Source organism: Pseudomonas sp. NKUCC02_KPG, assembly GCF_019345465.1.
In the GTDB taxonomy this organism is placed as follows: Bacteria; Pseudomonadota; Gammaproteobacteria; order Pseudomonadales; family Pseudomonadaceae; genus Aquipseudomonas.
The window spans coordinates 74,884-94,522 of record NZ_JAHKRC010000005.1; the positions used below are offsets into that span (position 1 = coordinate 74,884).

17 protein-coding genes are annotated in these 19,639 nt (G+C 59.2%); 1 reads left to right on the forward strand and 16 read right to left on the reverse strand.

Going from position 1 to position 19,639, the window contains the following annotated elements; translation table 11 throughout:
• Positions 1-12: 12 nt before the first annotated feature.
• The 7 genes from KO536_RS08225 to prfB all read right to left on the reverse strand — a co-directional run bounded on the left by KO536_RS08225 (position 13) and on the right by prfB (position 6,841).
• Positions 13-339 (reverse strand): hypothetical protein, encoded by a 327-nt coding sequence (locus tag KO536_RS08225; protein ID WP_219261644.1) that lies wholly within the window; start codon positions 337-339, stop codon positions 13-15.
• Positions 336-1,247, reverse strand: a complete 912-nt coding sequence (locus KO536_RS08230) for an alpha/beta hydrolase (protein ID WP_219261645.1) — start codon at positions 1,245-1,247, stop codon at positions 336-338. Before KO536_RS08230 ends, KO536_RS08225 begins: the two co-directional genes overlap by 4 nt.
• Positions 1,248-1,370: 123 nt before the next feature.
• The gene (locus KO536_RS08235) at positions 1,371-2,648 is read right to left on the reverse strand and encodes a flavohemoglobin expression-modulating QEGLA motif protein (RefSeq protein WP_219261646.1); all 1,278 of its coding nucleotides are present in this window, start codon (positions 2,646-2,648) and stop codon (positions 1,371-1,373) included.
• Between the two features lie 25 nt (positions 2,649-2,673).
• Entirely contained in the window at positions 2,674-3,222 is a 549-nt protein-coding gene (locus KO536_RS08240; protein ID WP_219261647.1) for a hypothetical protein, read from the reverse strand.
• A gap of 12 nt (positions 3,223-3,234) precedes the next feature.
• A complete protein-coding gene (locus tag KO536_RS08245) occupies positions 3,235-3,951 on the reverse strand; it encodes a TetR family transcriptional regulator (protein ID WP_219261648.1) in 717 nt (238 codons plus the stop codon).
• A gap of 178 nt (positions 3,952-4,129) precedes the next feature.
• A complete protein-coding gene (gene lysS, locus KO536_RS08250) occupies positions 4,130-5,632 on the reverse strand; it encodes a lysine--tRNA ligase (RefSeq protein ID WP_219261649.1) in 1,503 nt (500 codons plus the stop codon).
• Between the two features lie 113 nt (positions 5,633-5,745).
• A protein-coding gene (gene prfB, locus KO536_RS08255) for a peptide chain release factor 2 (protein ID WP_133077759.1) occupies positions 5,746-6,841 on the reverse strand; the annotation gives its coding sequence in 2 pieces (ribosomal slippage) (positions 5,746-6,768 and positions 6,770-6,841; 1,095 coding nt in all).
• Positions 6,842-7,217: 376 nt separating this feature from the next.
• On the opposite strand from prfB, the gene KO536_RS24250 reads away from it, so the two are divergent.
• Entirely contained in the window at positions 7,218-7,553 is a 336-nt protein-coding gene (locus KO536_RS24250) for a DUF3077 domain-containing protein (protein ID WP_257622855.1), read from the forward strand.
• Between the two features lie 727 nt (positions 7,554-8,280).
• Here KO536_RS24250 and KO536_RS08265 read toward each other — a convergent pair.
• The 9 genes from KO536_RS08265 to KO536_RS08305 all read right to left on the reverse strand — a co-directional run bounded on the left by KO536_RS08265 (position 8,281) and on the right by KO536_RS08305 (position 19,620).
• Positions 8,281-9,282 carry a PleD family two-component system response regulator gene (locus tag KO536_RS08265; protein WP_133077761.1) on the reverse strand — a complete coding sequence of 334 codons (1,002 nt, stop codon included), beginning with the start codon at positions 9,280-9,282 and terminating at the stop codon, positions 8,281-8,283.
• 52 nt (positions 9,283-9,334) lie between these two features.
• A complete protein-coding gene (locus tag KO536_RS08270) occupies positions 9,335-10,345 on the reverse strand; it encodes a chemotaxis response regulator protein-glutamate methylesterase (RefSeq protein WP_219261650.1) in 1,011 nt (336 codons plus the stop codon).
• Complete coding sequence (locus tag KO536_RS08275; RefSeq protein ID WP_133077763.1) at positions 10,342-12,654, reverse strand: hybrid sensor histidine kinase/response regulator; 2,313 nt, start codon at positions 12,652-12,654, stop codon at positions 10,342-10,344. Before KO536_RS08275 ends, KO536_RS08270 begins: the two co-directional genes overlap by 4 nt.
• Positions 12,651-13,337: a chemotaxis protein CheW gene (locus tag KO536_RS08280; RefSeq protein WP_219261651.1), complete on the reverse strand. Its 687-nt coding sequence runs from the start codon at positions 13,335-13,337 to the stop codon at positions 12,651-12,653. The genes KO536_RS08275 and KO536_RS08280 overlap by 4 nt, the downstream gene beginning before the upstream one ends.
• Positions 13,334-14,608 (reverse strand): CheR family methyltransferase, encoded by a 1,275-nt coding sequence (locus KO536_RS08285; RefSeq protein WP_133077765.1) that lies wholly within the window; start codon positions 14,606-14,608, stop codon positions 13,334-13,336. The genes KO536_RS08280 and KO536_RS08285 overlap by 4 nt, the downstream gene beginning before the upstream one ends.
• Entirely contained in the window at positions 14,605-15,120 is a 516-nt protein-coding gene (locus KO536_RS08290; protein ID WP_133077766.1) for a chemotaxis protein CheW, read from the reverse strand. Before KO536_RS08290 ends, KO536_RS08285 begins: the two co-directional genes overlap by 4 nt.
• Positions 15,120-16,742, reverse strand: coding sequence for a methyl-accepting chemotaxis protein (locus KO536_RS08295; protein ID WP_133077767.1), 1,623 nt, complete (start codon positions 16,740-16,742; stop codon positions 15,120-15,122). The genes KO536_RS08290 and KO536_RS08295 overlap by 1 nt, the downstream gene beginning before the upstream one ends.
• Positions 16,743-17,020: 278 nt before the next feature.
• Positions 17,021-18,691, reverse strand: a complete 1,671-nt coding sequence (locus KO536_RS08300) for an acid phosphatase (RefSeq protein WP_219261652.1) — start codon at positions 18,689-18,691, stop codon at positions 17,021-17,023.
• 209 nt (positions 18,692-18,900) lie between these two features.
• Entirely contained in the window at positions 18,901-19,620 is a 720-nt protein-coding gene (locus KO536_RS08305; protein WP_133077769.1) for a tellurite resistance TerB family protein, read from the reverse strand.
• Between the last annotated feature and the right edge of the window lie 19 nt (positions 19,621-19,639).

Genomic DNA, 19,639 nt, shown 5'->3' on the forward strand with positions numbered 1-19,639 from the left:
AACTGTGGCGCTTTACTGCTGCAGCTTCGGTGTTTCCTGGTCCAGGCAACGCACCGCCTGTTTCTTGTTGTTGACCAGTACCCCGGTCAGGCCTTTTTGTTCGGTATCGAACAACACGATGATGCCGTCAATGCACTTCGCCACCTGATTGGCCGGAGTGAGGGAGACTTTATAGTCTTCGCCCGGGATGGTCTTGAGCATGGTGTAGTCACTGAGCAGCAAGGCGTCTTCAGGCTTGGCGAAGTGCAGGTAGCCGTAGTACCACAGGGCCCCCACGGTGCCGATGATGCTGCAGACACCCGTAATGATCAGGGGGATGGCGTTGCGTTCTTCACTCATTGTTGGCTCTCGGGTTCACGTTCGGTGTTCGGTGAGGCGGGGTAATTGGCGATTTCGCCCAGTCGCCGCACGCCATTGAAATGTTGGGGGTCATCCAGGTAGCGCAGCATCACCTGACGCCAGGTCGGGTCGGCAAATGTCTGTACGTGACCACCACGGGTCAGTTGCAGCACCTTGGGCGGGGGCGCAGCTTGATACAGGCGCAGGCCATTGGAAAGCGGCACGACCGGATCATCCAGGCTGTGGAAGATCAGCATCGGCACGCCGCCCATGTGCGGCATGGCATAGATGGCACTGTCGGCATCGGGCACCAGCCACGATAACGGCACCTGCAACGGCCAGGTCAGCCAGGACGTACTCAAGGCAAACTGCCCCACTTCGCGGTAACTTGCCGGAACGCCATCGAGCACCATGGCCGTGATTCGCGCCCGCTGCTGCGGGTGCTCGCTCAGGTAGTGAATCCCCATCGCGCCGCCCAGGCTTTGCCCCAGCACAATCAGCGGCAAGCCCTGGGTGTGCGGCTGGTGCTGCAACCACTCGAACGCCGCGTCGATGTCCTGATACACCCCAGGCAAGCCCGGCGAGCCCTGGGACAGGCCGTAGCCGCGATAATCAAGCATCAGCACCTGATAGCCCTGAGCTGGCAGCCACGCAGTAGCGCCAAGGTGATAGGCCAGGTTGCCGCCATTGCCGTGCAGGTGCAGCACGGTACCCTTGAGGGGTACACCTTTTTTGGCCGGCAACCACCAGCCACTCAGGCGCGTGCCATCGGCGGCCGTCAAGGTCACGTCACGATATTCCAGGCCTGCCGCCGTCGGGGTGATCGGCAGGCCGGGCTCGGGATAGAACAGCAATGAACTGCATCCGCTGAGGCTCAACAGCAGGCAGAGTGCAGCCAGGGTTTTCATCTTACTAGCTACCCTATGTAGTCGCTGCCGAAGGCTGCGATGGGGTTTGTGGGGCCTTCAATAAAAACGGCTTGCTGCGCAACCCTTCGCAGCCTTCGGCAGCGACTACAGGTTTTGTGTTGCTTACAAAATGTTGGAGTAATCCGCTTCGATACGATCAAGGCTCAAATGGTTGAGGAAGTTGGAGAAACACATCCAGGCCGAGAGCGCGTTCATGTCCCTGAACTGATCCGGCAAGTACTTGGGCGCCACCACCAATCCTTCATCCACCAACTGGCGCAAGGTACGCATGTCTTCCAGCGTGGTTTTGCCACAGAACAATAGCGGCACTTGTTCCAGCTTGCCTTTACGCACGGCCAGCTGAATGTAGTTGTAAACCATGATAAAGCCCTTGAGATAGGACAAGTCTTTGGTGAATGGCAGGCCGTTTGGCACCGACCCACGGAAAACCCGACTCGCATTGCCATAGCTTTCTGGCATCTCAAAGCCTTGTTCACGGAAGAACTCGTACACCTGCATAAAGTCCGCGCCCTCCTCCACCATATGAATGGCACGGGTGCGGTTGGTCAGTTTGCGCAGGCGGCTGGGGTAGGAGGCAAAGGTGATGATCTCCATCAGAATCGCCAGCCCCTCCTGGGTCACGGTGGACGACGGCGGCCCCTTGGACAGGAAGGTGCAGATCGGCTGGTTCAGACCATTGAGCGTGGTGCCCACATGCACCAGCCCTTCGTGAACTTCCAGCGCACGCACGTCGCGCTCGTTGAACATCGCATCGGTGCGGATCTTGATGTAATCAGCCCCCGCCGCCGCATCCGCGACAATGCCGTCGGACTCGAACACGCGGATGGTCTCTTCGGCCTCGCCAAACACCTTGTTCAGACGGCTTTGCAGCAGGTTCACGGCATCCTTGGCCGTCAGGGTCTTGGCTTCGTCCTTGAGCGCGCCACGCCCGTCGATGTTGTCCAGGTAGTCGGACATCATCAGGCCCAGGTCGGCCAGGGTCGGGTCGCCGGCATGGAACGCGTCGGAGGCCGCGCCATACAGTTCCTGGGAGATCAGGCCGAAATCTTCAGTGCCGCGCGCTTCAAGCATGCGCACCACCATCCGGTACTCTTTGCACATACGGCGCATGATCTGCCCGACCGGGTTGAACTGCCCCAGCTGGCGAGTGATATCACGCTCGATGTTCTGAAACTCGGACTTCACCGCCCCCGAATCAAAGGACAGCGGCCGGCCGAGGTAATAGTCGCGATTGACCGCGGGCATTTCCTTGCCCTTGGCCTTTAAAAAGCCTTGGCGGATGCTGTCGTCCCACTTCACCGCATCCAGCACGCGGATCGGTGTTTGTGCCAGCACGATGCGGTCAGACAACGTGCGTATCGTGCGCTGGTAGTCGTCCACCGGAAGCTTCCTTTAATTAAGAGCGTTACTTGGCCACACGTTTATAGCGGGCCGCTTCGACAAATACGTCGGAATTGGCCGGGTCGTCCAGGTAGGCAAAGACTTCAGCCGACGGGCTTTTGATCAAGGTGCCAGGGCCTTCGGCGGTTTCAACCGGGTCGCCGTTCAATACGGACTGGCCGATGGCCTGCTTGACTTGCTCCAGGTCCAGATCGTAGATCACCAGTTCGCCGTTATCGGTCAACTCGAAACCGCTCAGCGTGTGATTGCCCCCCAGTTTGGCCGGTATCGCAGCCGAGGCATACCAGCGACTGCCGTGGCGGGCAACAATGAACACATAACGCTCACGGGCCTTGGGCTCGCCCTTGGGATAGACCACCGCCTGGTAACGCGTTTTGTCGATGGCACTGATTTCGAGATTGCGGGCTTGCCCCCAGGCGTCCTTGCTGACCCATTTGCCCAGCAGCTGTTTAGGTGCCGGCTGTGCCACAAGCGGCGCCTGACTAAAAGTCACCAGGCATCCGTTCAACATTAAAAACGACAATGCCATGAGCATCACGCGCCAAGCTTTCATGCCTGCATCCTTCTATAGAGCCGCCAGCACCAAGTGCATATAACGCGCAAGAATAGCCAGCCGGTCGTCATCCGCCTCAGGCTGCGCGCCATCAAGTAGGGCCTGATATTCCATCCGACCGATAATCGCCGTCAAGACTTTGGCATCCTGGCGAGGTTGCCTGGAGCCTAGCACTTCGAAGATCTGACAGGCGCCCTGTAGGAAAATCTGCTGATGGGCACGTACCAGCACCGCCAGCCGGGGGTTGATCAACGCCGCCTGGTGAAAGGCCTGCTCGGCCATCAACTGGTCGCGACGGGTCAGCATCTGGTGATGAAGGTAATGCGCGGTCATCTGTGCGATCTCGTCGGCCAGCATGGCGCGCGACTGCTGTCTGCCATCGCCCTTGGCCACCAGTTCACGCAGCTTGCCTTCAGTGCTTTGCCATAGCTTGGCCATATAGGCCGCGCTGCGTTCCACATACTGGGCGAAGGTGTCATTGAGCAAATCGTCAATGTCCTTGAAGTAGTAAGTGGTTGCCGACAGAGGCACCCCGGCTTCAGCCGCCACGGCCCGATGGCGTACACCACGTACGCCGTCGCGCACGACAATGCGCATGGCGGCATCGAGGATCAATTGGCGACGCTGTTCGCTGCCATGGCGGCTGGCCTTGCGGCCCTGATACTCAACACTGTGCGCGAGCGCCACCGCGACATTTGCTGCGCCCTGGGAAGACTTGACGAGATTCACGGGAAAATCCTTTTAATGCTGATGGGAACCTTGTAGTCGCTGCCGAAGGCTGCGAGGGGACCGTAGTGTTTTCGAGAAAACGGTTTGCTACGCAACCCTTCGCAGCCTGCGGCAGCGACTACAGGAAACGCCAGACAATAAAAAGCCGCCTTTGACGGCGGCTTTTTATTCTGCATCGTTACGCTTGTGGGCGCATATGCGGGAACAGGATCACGTCACGAATCGACGGCGAGTTGGTCAACAACATCACCAGACGGTCGATACCGATACCTTCACCGGCAGTCGGCGGCATGCCGTATTCCAGGGCACGTACGAAGTCTGCGTCGTAGTGCATGGCTTCGTCGTCGCCTGCATCCTTGTCAGCAACCTGCGCCATGAAGCGCTCGGCCTGATCTTCGGCGTCGTTGAGCTCGGAGTAGGCGTTGGCGATTTCACGGCCACCGATAAACAGCTCGAAGCGGTCAGTGACGTTCGGGTTCTCGTCATTGCGACGGGCCAGCGGCGACACTTCGAACGGGTACTGGGTGATGAAGTGCGGCTGCTCCAGCTTGTGCTCGACCAGTTCTTCGAAAATCATCACTTGCAGCTTGCCCAGGCCTTCGAAGCCCAGCACCTTGGCGCCGGCTTTTTTGGCAATGGCACGAGCCTTGTCGATGTCGTTCAGGTCGTCAGCGGTCAGCTCAGGGTTGTACTTGAGGATCGAGTCGAATACCGACAGACGCACAAACGGTTCGCCAAAGTGGAATACCTTGTCGCCGTACTGCACGTCGGTCGTGCCCAGAACCAGCTGAGCCAGCTCACGGAACAGTTCTTCGGTCAGGTCCATGTTGTCTTCGTAGTCGGCGTAAGCCTGGTAGAACTCCAACATGGTGAATTCAGGGTTGTGACGAGTCGAAACACCTTCGTTACGGAAGTTGCGGTTGATCTCGAACACTTTCTCAAAACCACCCACTACCAGACGCTTGAGGAACAGTTCCGGCGCGATGCGCAGGTACATGTCCATGTCCAGAGCGTTGTGGTGAGTTTCGAACGGCTTGGCTGCCGCGCCGCCCGGGATGGTTTGCAGCATCGGCGTTTCCACTTCAAGGAAATCACGCGCCATCAGGAAGCTGCGGATGTGGGCGATCACTTGCGAACGCACACGGAACGTGTGGCGCACGTCTTCGTTGACGATCAGGTCAACGTAACGCTGGCGATAGCGCTGCTCGGTGTCGGTCAGGCCGTGGTGCTTGTCCGGCAGCGGGCGCAGGGATTTGGTCAGCAGGCGCACGTTGGTCATTTCAACGTACAGATCGCCTTTGCCGGAGCGGGCCAGGGTGCCTTCGGCGGCGATGATGTCGCCCAGGTCCCAGGTTTTCACTTCGGCCAGGGTTTCTTCCGGCAGGGTCTTGCGGTTGACGTAGACCTGGATGCGACCGGTCATGTCCTGGATCACCATGAACGAGCCACGGTTAAGCATGATGCGACCAGCAACCTTGACCGGGATGGCGGCTTCAGCCAGCTCTTCCTTGGTGGCTTCGGCGTACTTCTTCTGCAGGTCGGCGCAGTAGTTGTCACGGCGGAAGTCATTCGGGAAGGCATTGCCCTTGGTGCGCTCGGCTGCAAGTTTTTCCTTGCGCAGGGCGATCAGGGCGTTTTCTTCCTGTTGCAGGTCTTGCGGGTCGAGTTGTTGGTCGCTCATGTCTTTAAAAATTCCATCACAGGTTCGTTGCCCCCGCCTGGCGGCAGGGGGAAGCGGGCTTTAGCGCGCCTTGTGGGCATCGCACTGGCTTCGCACACGTTTTGTTGCGCGACTTACAGCCCTTGTTTCAGGCTGGCTACCAGGTATTCGTCGATATCGCCGTCGAGCACCTTGTCGCAATCGCTGCGTTCGATGTTGGTACGCAAATCCTTGATACGCGAGGCGTCGAGTACGTACGAGCGGATCTGATGACCCCAGCCAATGTCCGACTTGGTGTCTTCCAGGGCCTGGGAAGCGGCATTGCGCTTCTGGATTTCCTGCTCGTAAAGACGCGCCCGCAGCATTTTCATCGCGGTGTCTTTGTTCGCATGCTGCGAACGTTCGTTCTGGCAGCTCACCACGGTGTTGGTCGGTACGTGAGTGATACGTACGGCCGAGTCGGTGGTGTTTACGTGCTGACCACCCGCACCGGAGGAACGATAGGTGTCGATCCGCAGGTCGGAGGGGTTGATGTCGATTTCGATGTTGTCGTCGATTTCCGGCGAAACGAATACAGCCGAGAACGAGGTGTGACGACGGTTGCCCGAGTCGTACGGGCTTTTGCGAACCAGACGATGGACGCCAATCTCGGTACGCAACCAACCAAACGCGTATTCGCCTTTGATGTGTACGGTTGCGCCTTTGATCCCGGCCACTTCACCGGCAGACAATTCCATGATGGTGGCATCGAAGCCGCGCTTGTCGGCCCAACGCAAATACATCCGCAACAGGATATTGGCCCAGTCTTGCGCTTCGGTGCCACCGGAGCCGGCCTGGATGTCCAGGTAAGCGTTGTTGGCATCCATCTCACCGCTGAACATGCGGCGGAATTCGAGTTTTTCAAGGGCTTCGCGCAGACGTTCCACTTCAGCGGCAACGTCATCTACAGCGGCCTGATCTTCTTCCTCGGCAGACATCAGCAGCAGGTCTTTGGCGTCGGCCAGACCCGTGTGCATCTCATCGAGGGTTTCAACGATCTGCGCCAGCAGGGAGCGCTCGCGCCCCAGTTCCTGGGCGTACGAAGGGTTGTTCCAGACACTCGGATCTTCAAGCTCGCGATTGACTTCAGTCAGACGCTCATGCTTTTGATCGTAGTCAAAGATACCCCCGAATGGTTTCGGAGCGCTCTGACAGGTCCTTGATGCTGTTAAGGATCGGGTTGATTTCCATGGCTGGCGGCACTCGTAGGCGATTTTTACAAAGCCGGGGAGTATACCGTAAACAGAGCGTATCAGCAGCCCGCCTGGCGGGGTTCTGGGCAGGAAAGTGCAGATAAACCGCACCGATCCAATCTCGAACGATCTCGCTCACAGATGATCAGGGGTAATAGCTTATTGACGCATTCCGTCAGAGATTTCCTCTTTCCGGTGAAGGCTAGATCCTGGAAGTTTGTCCCCGGTCCAGATCAGCTTGCACCTTGGAAAAACGGAGCTTTAGTGTGCGCTCTTCGCTGACCTTTCAGCGGACGGAAGTGGAAGTCCGAAGCTAATCAAGCACACGGGAATTAACCAACGGAGCTTTCACCTCTTGAAAAAAAATCCCCAACTTGCCGACACTTCAAACCCTTAAAACTACCCAAACCCGCGTACTCAAAGCATTTAAAGCCCCAGCCCCCACGATTGTTTCAACCCTTCCCGCGACCACCGAACGTGCCTTCGGCCCGGTCGATTCGACCTTGCAACCCATGTTCACCTTGCGTGCCGGTATCAGCGCACAGGATGCGCTGGCCCATGTTTCATTGCTTTTGCTCTGCGCGGAACAAACCAGTGATGACATTACCGAGTTGGGCAGCGGTGTTGAACGCGGCCTGATCTGGTCGATGGTGCACTCGGTCGAAATGGCGCGCGCCGTGGTGGACTCATTGCTGGAACGTGCCGGGTAAGTGATGCATCGATTGGGTTTGTACTCGGTGGTTTTCACTGCAATACCGAGTACATATCCAGCATTGCCGTCCAACTGAAAGATGGGTTTCACTCTTAAAAATGCGTCACAGAACCCCGCGCAAAATCTGTAGCAGCTGACGAGTAGAACGAGGCTGCGTCCGGTTTGGTGCGCCACTGCGACGTTGCAGTCGTAAAACCGGATACTACGGTCGTTCAGGTAAAACCCGGACTCAGGTTTTACGGTCGCTTCGCAACCGAACGCAGCCTCGCACAGCTCGTCAGCGACTACAGATTGAGCAGCGCACACTTACACAAAACAGGCCGGCCGGTTGGCCGCCTCGGCGGGTTTGCTGTTGATCTGCCCGCCCCTTCGGGAGGCCGAGAGGAGGTTCTGCGCAGTGGGTCGACCGGCATGGATGCCGGGAGAGCCGTGTTGGGCCAGGGACGGCCCGTCACGGCGGACCCACGGAGCGGGGCCGGAACGAGGGAACCTGAGCGAAGCGAAGGCCGTACGCTGGGGCGAGGACTTTTTGGTTCCTTTTTGGTCCTTCAAAAAGGGACTCGCTGTAAGAGCGAAACCAATCTTTCAGTTAGAACCAAATGCCGGATATGTACTCGGTATTCCAGTTAACACCGTAGTCCTCGTTATATCCGAACGACTCACCAAACCGAACGCAGCCTCGCACGGCTCGTCAGCGACTACAAAGATCGGCGTACCTCGCCCCTCTACTCAATCCCCACCCGATTACGCCCATTCTTCTTGGCCAGATAAAGCCCCTTGTCCGCTGCCGAAATCAGCTCGCGGCAGTTGCTGTTCTGCTGCGGGGTCATGGTCGACAGACCAATGCTGATGGTCAGGCTGCTGCCAGCGACCGGCGAAATGTGCGGAATGTTCATGGCTTCAACCGACATCCGCAGTTTTTCAGCCACCAGTCGGGCGCCACCCTGGGACGTATTGGGCAGCACGATGGCAAACTCCTCGCCACCGTAGCGGGCCGGCAAGTCAGACGGTCGGCTGCTGGCATCACGAATGGCCCCTGCCACCTTGCGCAACGCTTCATCACCGTCCAGATGACCAAAGGTGTCGTTGTAGGACTTGAAGTAATCAACATCGATCATCAGCAACGACAACTGGGTTTGCTCGCGCAGGGCTCGGCGCCACTCCAGCTCCAGGTACTCATCGAAGTGCCGACGGTTGGACAGTCCGGTCAGGCCGTCGGAATTCATCAGCCGCTGCAGCACCAGGTTGGTGTCCAGCAACTGCTGCTGGCTGACTCGTAGCGCACGGTAGGCGGCATCCCGCTGCAACAGTGTCATGTAGGACCGCGAGTGATAGCGGATCCGCGCCACCAGCTCGATGTTGTCCGGCAGTTTCACCAGGTAATCATTGGCCCCCGCCGAAAACGCCGCGCTCTTGATCAGCGGGTCTTCTTTGGTGGAAAGCACGATGATCGGGATGTTCTGGGTCGCAGGGTGATTGCGGTACTCGCGCACCAGGCTCAGCCCGTCCAGACCCGGCATCACCAGATCCTGCAAGATCACCGTGGGCTTGATGCGGATGGCCTGAGCAATGGCCTGATGCGGGTCCGCACAAAAGTGAAAATCAATGTTCTGCTCAAGGGCCAACCCACGGCGCACGGCTTCGCCGATCATTGCCTGATCGTCCACCAGCAACACCATGGCCGCGTTTTCGTCAGTTTTAACGTCGTCCAACTGCAAGTCGCTCATGCGCGTTCACCTGAATTACTTCCTTCAAGCCAGACCTGCCGGGTTTTACCAGTCATTTGGCAAATTTCTCCAGCAAGCGTGGCGCAATCTTGTCCAAGGGGCGGATCTCAACCGCTGCATCGATGGCGGCCGCCGCTTTGGGCATGCCGTACACCGAGCTGCTCTGTTGATCCTGGGCAATGGTGAGAAAACCCTGCTGACGCATGAGTTTGAGACCTTGAGCCCCGTCACGTCCCATGCCGGTCAACAGCACCCCTACCGCATCACCATTCCAGTACTGGGCAACACTTTCAAAAAAAACATCTATCGAAGGTCGGTAGATTTCATTAACCGGCTCGGCGGTATAGGCCAGCGTGCCGTTTTTCAATAACCGTATGTGGTGGTTGGTCCCTGCCAGCAGGACTGTCCCCACCTGAGGGGTTTCGCCGTCACGGGCCAAACGCACGTCAAGCCCGCACGAGCTGCTCAGCCACTCGGCCATGCCGGCAGCGAAGACCTGATCCACATGCTGGACCAGCACGATGGCCGCACCAAAGTTCCTCGGCAGGCCCTTGAGCAATGTTTCGAGCGCTGCCGGCCCGCCCGCCGACGAACCGATGGCCACCAGCCCGCCCCGTAAACCCGGAACACGTGGCTGAGCAGAAACCGGGGAGACCCGTTTTTCGCTTTGGCCCATCAACCAGCCGACATTGAGGATCTTGCGCAGGAGTGGCGCCGAGGCCTCTTTGGGATTGCTGCCACCCAGCACGGGGGTATCCACCACGTCCAGCGCGCCAAAGCCCATGGCTTCGAACACCCGGTGGACATTCTGCTCACGGTCGATGGTCACAATGACGATGGCACACGGGCTTTCGGCCATGATCCGGCGTGTCGCTTCGACCCCGTCCATGACCGGCATGATCAGGTCCATCAAGATCAGGTCTGGCGTGTTTTCGGCACACAGGCGCACGGCCTCTTCGCCATCACTGGCGACCCAGACCACCTGGTGGGCAGGTTCGAATGCAAGGGCTCGACGCAAGGCTTCAACCGCCAAGGGCATATCGTTGACGATGGCTATTCTCATGTCTGGGCTCCTCCAATCAGCTCAACCACTGCATCAAGCAGCGCATCGTCATGGAAACTGGCTTTGGCTAGATAATAGTCGGCTCCTGCATCCAGGCCGCGCCGACGGTCTTCTTCACGATCTTTGTAAGACACCACCATCACCGGCATCGATTGCAATCGACTGTCGCGACGTAACAGCGTAACCAGTTCGATGCCATCCATGCGCGGCATATCGATGTCGGTGATCAACAGATCAAAGTGTTCGGCACGCAAGGCATTCCAGCCATCCATGCCGTCAACCGCCACAGCGACTTCATAGCCACGATTGAGCAGCAACTTGCGTTGCAACTCGCGCACTGTCAGGGAGTCATCCACGACCAGGATACGTTTGCGAGTCAGTTCGGCGGTGTGCCGGTTGCGCCGGTCGATACGTTCCAGACGCCCGGTGTTGAGCAGTTTGTCCACCGATCGCAGCATGTCTTCGACATCCACGATCAGCACCGGCGAGCCATCGTCAAGCAAGGCCCCGGCCGAAATGTCCTGCACCTTGCCCAAACGCGGGTCCAGGGGCAATACCACCAGGGTACGCTCACCCACAAAGCGCTCGACAGCCACGCCGTACACGGCGTCGCGCTCGCGAATCACGACCACCTTGAGGGTTTCGTCATCGCTCTGACTGGGCGGGCGCTGCAGCAATTGACTGGCGGCCACCAGCCCCACATGCCGACCCTCATGCCAGAAATGCTGGCGCCCCTCCAGTTGCACAATGTCATCCGGATGCACATCGCGCATGCGCTCGATATGCGCCAGCGGGAACGCGTAAGCCTCGTCTGCGACCTCCACCACCAGACTGCGCACCACTGACAAGGTCAGCGGTACTTCCAGATGGAAGCGACTGCCATGCTGGGGGGTGTGCTCCAGCACAATGGCACCGCGCAGCAGGCGCACCATGTGCTGAACGGCATCCAGCCCCACGCCGCGCCCCGAGACTTCGGTCACGGTGTCGCGCAGGCTAAAGCCCGGTAAAAACAGAAAGCTCAGCAGTTCTTCTTCGCTCAGTTGCGCCACTGTAAGCTCGGTGGACAGCTGACGTTCAACGATGGTGCGGCGCAAACGTTCCAGGTCGACACCGGCTCCGTCATCGCTCAACTCCAGCACCAGCAGCCCGGCCTGATGGGAGATGCGCAAGCGAATCAGGCCCTCGGCCGGCTTGCCGGCCAGCAGTCGCTGCTCCGGCGTCTCAATGCCGTGATCGACGGCATTGCGCAGCAAATGGATCAATGGCGCTTCGAGCTTTTCCAGCACATCGCGGTCAACCTGGGTTTTCTCGCCTTCGATTTCCAGGCGAATCTGTTTACCCAGGGCGCGGCCCAAATCACGCACCATGCGCTCCTGCCCCACCAGAACATCGGCAAACGGGCGCATGCGGCAAGCCAGGGCCGTGTCGTAGAGCATTTGCGCACGCTGACCCGCCTGCCAGCAAAACTCGTCGAGTTCGGCGGTCTGTTCGCCAAGCAATTGCTGGGACTCCGCCAGGATCCGCCGGGCGTCTATCAACGCCTCTTCAGCTTCATGGCCAAGCCCCATGACCTTGAGCTGCTCACTGAGGGTGTCCATCGCCCGCAGGTTGGTGCTCTGCATGCGTTTAAGGCGCTGCAATGTCACCAGAAAGGGCTTGAGCCGCTGGGTTTCCACCAGGGATTTACTGGACAGATCCAGCAGGCTGTTCAGGCGCTGCGCCGTGACCCGCAAGACCCGTTCGCCGCTTTCGGTCAGGCGTTGCGGGCGACGCACCGGCTCTGGCGACACCTGGGGCTCGACCTGAGCCTGCGCAGGCACGTCAATCACGGGCTCTGGCGCAACCGGCGTCGGCATCAGCAGCAGTTGCGACACGTCAAAATCGGGGGGCGCTACCTGCACAGACGGGGCCACCGGGGCCGAAGGGTCCAGCAGTTCATTCATGTGCGCCACATAGGCGTCGATATCTTGCGGGCCCACCGTGTTGCCGGGGGTCGCGATACGCATCAGCAGGTCAGTCCCTTGCAGCAAGGCATCAATATGCTCGCGCTGCAGGTACAAACGGCCTTCCTGGGCACTGACCAGGCAATCTTCCATGACATGGGACACGCTGACCCCGGCGTCCACCCCGACAATCCGTGCCGCACCCTTGAGCGAATGGGCGGCACGCATGCAGGCTTCAAGCTGGTCGGCCTGGGTCGGGTTACGTTCCAGCGCGAGCAAACCGGCATTGAGCACCTGGGTTTGCGCCTCGGCCTCAAGACTGAACAGCTCAAGCAACGAGGCGTCGCGCATTTGCTCAGGGGTCATGTAAGGCTCCGGGTGATTGCACTCAACAGTTGCTCTTCATCCAATAAACGCAGACTGCGGGTTTTCCACTGCAGCACTCCCCGGGTGTATTTGGCGCTGGCATGCCCGCCAGAGACTGACGCTGCGTTGATGTCACCCTCGGCGATATTGTGGATGCCATCCACTTCATCCACCGGCAGCACGACCGCTCCGCCGTGGGCCGCCACAATCAACATGCGCGGCATGACCCGCAGCGATGTTGCACCGGGCACTCCCGGGGCGAGCCCCAACAGCTCAACCAGTGACAGGCACGGCACCAGGGTGCCGCGCACATTCGCCACCCCGCGCAAGGCGCTGGAGCGCTGGTGAGGCAAGGAGTGGATCGACTGCATCGGCGCGACTTCATCCAGACACCGCGTGACCAGCGCCAGCCATTCATCGCCCAAACGAAAAATCACCAGCGAGCAGGTCGCCACTTTCTGCTCATGCCCCTGGGAGGCCTGTATTTCCTGGCTCTCGTGCTCAAAGGCGTAGCGATCCAGCAAACGGGTCGCAGCACTCGAATACACGGCGCAGTTACGGCAATGGATATGCTGGGGCAACACCGTACAGCTCTTGTCACCGTAGATACCAATGCGGTTCCAGCAGTCATCGATAGCCTGCGCTTCGGAGTGGATCAAGCTCTGTGCGGCTAAAGTGCTCATTGTTTACGCTCACTTTGGGCCGAACGCCCGTTACGGGCAGCGCGCTCGTTCAAGCGCTGAGCGCCTGCCGTATCGCCTTGCGAAGCCAGCAGGGCCGCCAGATGGGCCAATGCCTGCGAATGCTGGGGTTCCAGGTACAGCGCCTTGCGATAAAAAACCTGGGCCTCGGCCGTCTGGCCCTGAACATCACTGAGCAGGCCCAGCCAGTAAAAGACTTCTGCCTGCGGGTCATGGCGCTGCAAGAACTGCTCGCAGACCGCACGGGCCTCTGTGCTTTTACCTTCGTTGGCCAGGGTCGCGATTCGCTCCAGCAAAACCATCGGATCTTCAGCCGTCGAAGGGGCTTTTGGCGCCGCATGGGCCTGGGGCCTCGGCGCAAAGGGTCGGTTGGCCGGTGGAGGCAACGGGGTGGGCGGCTGGGGGCGCATCAGCGGTTTGAACTCTGCCAGTACAGGACGAGCCGCAGGAGCAGGTTCGTGGCTGTGGCAAAAGGCAAACGACTGTGGCGCACCGATCGAACGCATGCCCAAGCGGCTGAGCAGGCTGCCCTCGGCCGGGCCAATAAACAAAACGCCGTCCTCACAGGTCAGACGCTTGAGCACATCCAGTGCCTTCTGCTGGGTTTTAAGATCAAAGTAGATCAAGAGGTTGCGGCAGAACACAAAGTCATAAGGCGCATGACTGCCTGCCAGCGCCGGGTCCAGCAAGTTGGCGACAGTGAAGCGGACCTGTTCGCAGACCCGCCCGGACAGTTGATAACCGTCAGTCTCAAGGCTGAAGTAGCGCTCGCGAAAATCAGTTTGCTGACCACGAAAAGAGTTTTTGCCATACAGGGCAGTCTGGGCCCTTTGGACTGAAAGCGGGCTGACATCCAGCGCTTCGACTTTAAATTGATGCGCAGCAAAACCGGCATCGAACAGCGCCATTGCAATCGAATACGGCTCTTCGCCGGTCGAACACGGCACGCTCAGGATTCGCAGGGCGCGCCGATTGCCGATTTGGGCCAGGCGCTGTCTGGCCAGGCGTCCCAGCGTGACAAAGGACTCGGGATAACGAAAAAACCAGGTTTCGGGCACGATCACGGATTCGATCAGGGCCTGCTGTTCATCCTGGGAGCTGAGCAGGTGCTGCCAGTAGCGATCGTTGTCGACCATGTGCAGCGCAATGCAACGCTGGCGAACGGCACGTTCAATAATGGCCGGACCGACCGAAGCCACATCCAGGCCGATTCGCTGCTTCAGAAAATCGAAAAAGCGTTGATCGGTACTCATGGGCTCACCTGCGCGCAGGCGTCATCTTCACCTTGGGCAAAAAGCAACGCATACACCGCCGGGCTCAGCAACTCATCGACGCTCAACCACTGCAACAGCCCCGCTTCGTCTTTGCGCACGGGCCCCAGATAAGGCGCATCGCAGTTATCGATGCAATAGGGCTGAAACTCCGCAGGATCACAGCGCAAGGTATCGCTGGCCTGCTCAAGCAGCAGACCGAGCAATTGCCCGCGATAGTTGACCAGCACCAGACGGGTGCTGGTGCGGGCCACGGCGTCGGTGCCAAACGTCATGGCGCTGATATCGATCACCGGAATCATTCGGTCACGGTGAGCGAACACCCCGGCCACCCACGCAGGGGCATGGGCAATGGGCTTGAGCGGCAAGCGCGGCAGCACCTCGACGACATCGGTGGCGGCCAGGGCATAGCGCTCGTTGCCAATGTAAAACACCAGAAACAGGCGTTGCTTGGGCACCTTCGCGCCCGCGTGCTTGGCTAGAGGCTCGCTCATCAGACTTTGAAGCGCGAAACGCCGCTGCGCAGCCCGACGGCAACCTGACTGAGTTCGTCGATCGCAAAGCTGGCCTGGCGCAAGGACTCGACGGTCTGGCTGCTGGCATCACCCAGTTGTACCAGCGCGAGGTTGATCTGCTCGGCACCCGTGGCCTGAGCCTGCATGCCCTCATTGACCATCAGCACACGCGGCGCAAGGGCCTGGACCTGATGGATGATTTGCGACAATTGCTCGCCCACCTGCTGCACCTCGGACATGCCGCGACGCACCTCTTCAGAAAACTTGTCCATGCCCATTACGCCTGCAGAGACCGCCGACTGAATTTCGCGCACCATCTGCTCGATATCGTAAGTGGCCACAGCGGTCTGGTCAGCCAAACGCCGGACTTCCGTGGCGACCACGGCGAAACCACGGCCATATTCACCGGCTTTTTCAGCTTCGATGGCGGCGTTGAGCGACAACAGGTTGGTCTGGTCGGCCACTTTGACGATGGTCACGACCACCTGATTAATGTTGCCGGCCTTCTCGTTGAGGATGGCCAGCTTGGCATTGACCAGATCGGCGGCGCCCATGACCGAGTGCATGGTTTCTTCCATGCGGGCCAGGCCTTGCTGCCCGGAACCGGCCAGTATCGAAGCCTGATCCGCTGCCGAAGTCACTTCGGTCATGGTGCGCACCAGGTCACGGGACGTGGCTGCAATTTCACGGGACGTGGCGCCGATCTCGGTAGTGGTCGCAGCGGTCTCAGTGGCCGTGGCCTGTTGCTGCTTGGAGGTGGCGGCGATTTCAGTGACCGAGGTGGTGACCTGCACCGAAGAGCGCTGGGCTTGGGATACCAGCGAAGTCAGCTCCGCCATCATGTCGTTAAAGCCGGTTTCAACTGCACCGAACTCGTCCTTGCGCTCCAGGTTCAAGCGCGAGCTCAAGTCACCGGAGCGCATGACTTCGAGAATCGAAACGATGCGCTGCATCGGCGACATGATCGCCTGCAGCAACAGGAAGCCACACAGCGCCGCGGCCAGTACGGCAATCACCAGCGAAACAATCATGCTGATCTTGGCAGTCATTACCGCTTGACCAATGTTGTCGGTTGCAAGAACAGCGGACTCGCGATTGCCATCGATAATATCGTTGAGGGCCTTGCGTCCAGCCATCCAGGCCGGGGCAAGTTCCTCGCCAAGCACCTTGTGGGCCTGTGCAAAGTCCTTGTTCTGATACAGGTCCAGAACCTTCGCCAACACCAGGCCGTATTCCTCATGAAGACGTACGAAGCTCTCGTAGTGAGCGTTGTCGTCACCTTCAAAAATGGTGCTGCGATAGTTCTTCAGTTCCCTGTTCAAGCGGTCTTCGTAATTGGCGTACAGCTTTTGGTCTTCGTTGGTCAGATCACGCTGGTTGAGCGAACCCACCAGTTCCAGGGTCAAGACATAGCTGTCGACCCAGGCACTGCGAATCATCGAGCTGTAATAAACCCCGGGGATCGAGTCGGTTTGCACCTTCTCTTCGCTGCTTTGGATTGAGAGCAGGCGCGAGTAAGACGCCACAACCATCAGCAACATAATGGCGATGATTACAGCAAAGCTCGCCAAGATGCGTTGGCGTAACGTCCAGTTCTTCACAGTCGATCCTCGGGAGCCATTCAAATGAAGGCGAGTATAGCCGAGGGTACGCAAGGATTCGTACAGACGTTGAGACAGATCTCACAGCAACAAACAAAAAAGCCTACGCATAAAAACAGACTAAATAAGTAGGAGATCACAAATTGTGCTCAATCTGTGGGAGCGGGCTTGCTCGCGATTCAGGCGACGCGGTGGATCTGGCAAACCGCGTTGTTTTCATCGCGAGCAAGCGCGCTCCCGCAGGTCAGATGTCACTCATACAACCCGGGGGTTGCCAGTCAAAACATCAGGGCATTGGTCAGGTCACCCATCGGCGTCTGTCCGCGCGCTTTCATTGCATCGTCACGCTGTTTGAGCCCATCAAGGACTTCCAGCCCGTGCACGCGGGTGATCAGGCGAAGGATCGAAGCAGTGTCATACACCGTGTGATCCACCGTCCCCTTGCGTGCGAAGGGTGATACCACCAAGGCAGGAATTCGCGTACCCGGCCCCCAACGGTCCCCCTTGGGCGGTGCAACGTGATCCCACCAGCCACCGTTCTCGTCCACCGTGAGCACTACCACCATGTTTTTCCATTGAGGGCTGTTACGCAGCACCTTGAGTGTGCGGTCGAGATGGCGATCACCGGCGGCCACATCGGCATAGCCCGCGTGCAGGTTGAGGTTGCCCTGGGGCTTGTAAAAGCTCACTGCGGGCAGTTTTCCGGCTTCGGCGTCGGCCAGAAAGCGGTTGGTGGTCGCCTCGTCGCCCAGGCCACCGTCGCGCAGCCGCTTGTTGCGCTCTGCCGGGTTGTGCGGGCCTTGTCGCTCGAAGTAGTTGAACGGCTGATGGTGGTACTGGAAGTTAGGGATCCTGGGGAGGCTTTCAGACCCTTTATACTGCTCCAGCGTGGCCTGCCAGGCGCCAGCGTACCAGGCCCAGTCGATGTTCTTTTTACTCAGCTTGTCGCCAATATGCTCGTGGCTTTGTGGCACCAGCACACTGGGCAGGTCGGGCTTGGCGTAGTCCGGTCGTTCAGGGTCGCGAATCCAGGTCGGCCAGTAGGGCGGGGCCATTGTGTTCACCGCGAAGCCGTCCGGCGTCAGGGCGCTGGGGCCGAACTGAGGAGCACCGGTCATGGCGCTGGCCGGGGACTTGCCCAGGGGTTTGAGGCGCGTGCCGGTGGGATCATCACCTTGCAACACCGCGATCTGGGCCTCGGCCACTGAGGTGTTCGCGTTGGGATAGAACGGCACGGTGGCGCTGATCAGGTACTGGTGGTTGAGAAACGAGCCACCAAAGGCGCCCTGGAAGAAGTTGTCACACAGCACGAACTCACGGGCAACGTCCCACAGACGCAGGGAATACTGGGACTGGGCGTAATAGCCCATGGTGAACCCACCGGAGTCTCCCCAGGCAACGAACTGATCATTCTTGCCGTCATTGATCTGCATCTGGTTCTGATAGAACACGTGCCACAAGTCGCGGGTGATCAGGTTGAGCGGCAGGTCTTCCTGATTCGGCCCCTTCAGGGCGAAGGGGGCATTGGGCAGGTTTTCCTGGAACTGCACACCCGGGGCATAGGTCACGCCATCGACCGTCTGCGGCCCCACTTGCAGCACCCCGCCCCAGGCTGGCGGCAAGGTCTGCAACAGGCTGCCATCGCGGTCGCGTTGCTGATAGTCGGCGGGCTTGAGTGCCGACAACGGTTTTTCTACACCCGGAAAGTTGGCGAACAGGTTGTTGAAACTGCGGTTCTCGGCATAGATCACCACGATGGTCTTGACCTGTTCGTGGAGCTTTTTGTCCAGCTCGACCGGGGACAATGGCTGCGGATTGGTGGGAGCGTCGTGCTCAAAACCGCCACAAGCGCTCAAGGTGGCCGCTCCTGCGCCCATTGCCGCAGCACCGGCCAGGAAACGACGGCGGCTGCTATCGACCTGGAGAGCCTTGTCTTTCTCGTCACTCATTACACATTCCTGATCAAACGTAACAAAATGTTTCTTGCGGGCACGCTATCAGGGGATTATGACGAGGAAGTGGCAACGGTTCGAAGAAAAGAACCACGAATTGGCTCGTGTGGTGTTTTCACACATAAAAAACGCCCCGGACCATTGCGGACCGGGGCGCTGAAAAAAACATGGGGTGAAGCCTGCCCCCATAGGGCTGCAGAAGGACTTTAGCTGCTCGCCTGCTTGACCTGAGCTTCGAGCTCAAGCTTGAGGCCCGGGTCAAGCTTGAGCTGTTTGGCCAGTTCTTCCAGGTAGGCACGCTCCATGAAGTGCTCTTCATCCACCAGGATCAGGCTGGCGATATACATTTCGGCGGCTATTTCCGGGGTGCTGGCAGCACTGGCCACTTCGGCAGGGTCCAGGGGTTTGTTCAGCTCGGCCTGCAGCCATTGCCGCAGTGCAGGGTCGCCGTTGAGTTTGCTGAGTTCGCCCTCGATCAACTGGCGCTCGCGCTCATCCACATGACCATCGGCCTTGGCGGCCGCTACCAGGGCTTTGAGAATCGCCTGGCTGTGTTGCTCAACCTGTGGCGCCGGTACTCGGTCAATGGTTTGCGGCTCGGTTTGCGGTGCAGTGCCCTGGCTGGCCTGCCAGTTGCCGTAGGCCTTGTAGGCCAGCACGCCCAGGGCGGCCAGACCGCCGTAAGTCAGAGCTTGCCCGCCATATTTGCGCGCACTCTTGTTACCCAGCAGCAGGCCCAGTGCACTGGCCGCCAGTGCGCCGCCACCGGCACCTGAAAGCAAGCCGCCCAGCCCACCGGAACCCCCCAGCAGCCCGCCCAACCCACCTTTTCCGGCACTGGAAGCGTTGCCTTGAGCGCCGGCTTTCTTCTCCAGCATTTGCTGGCCGGATTTCAGTAACTGATCAAGCAATCCACGGGTACTCATACGCAGCCTCTCGCAACAG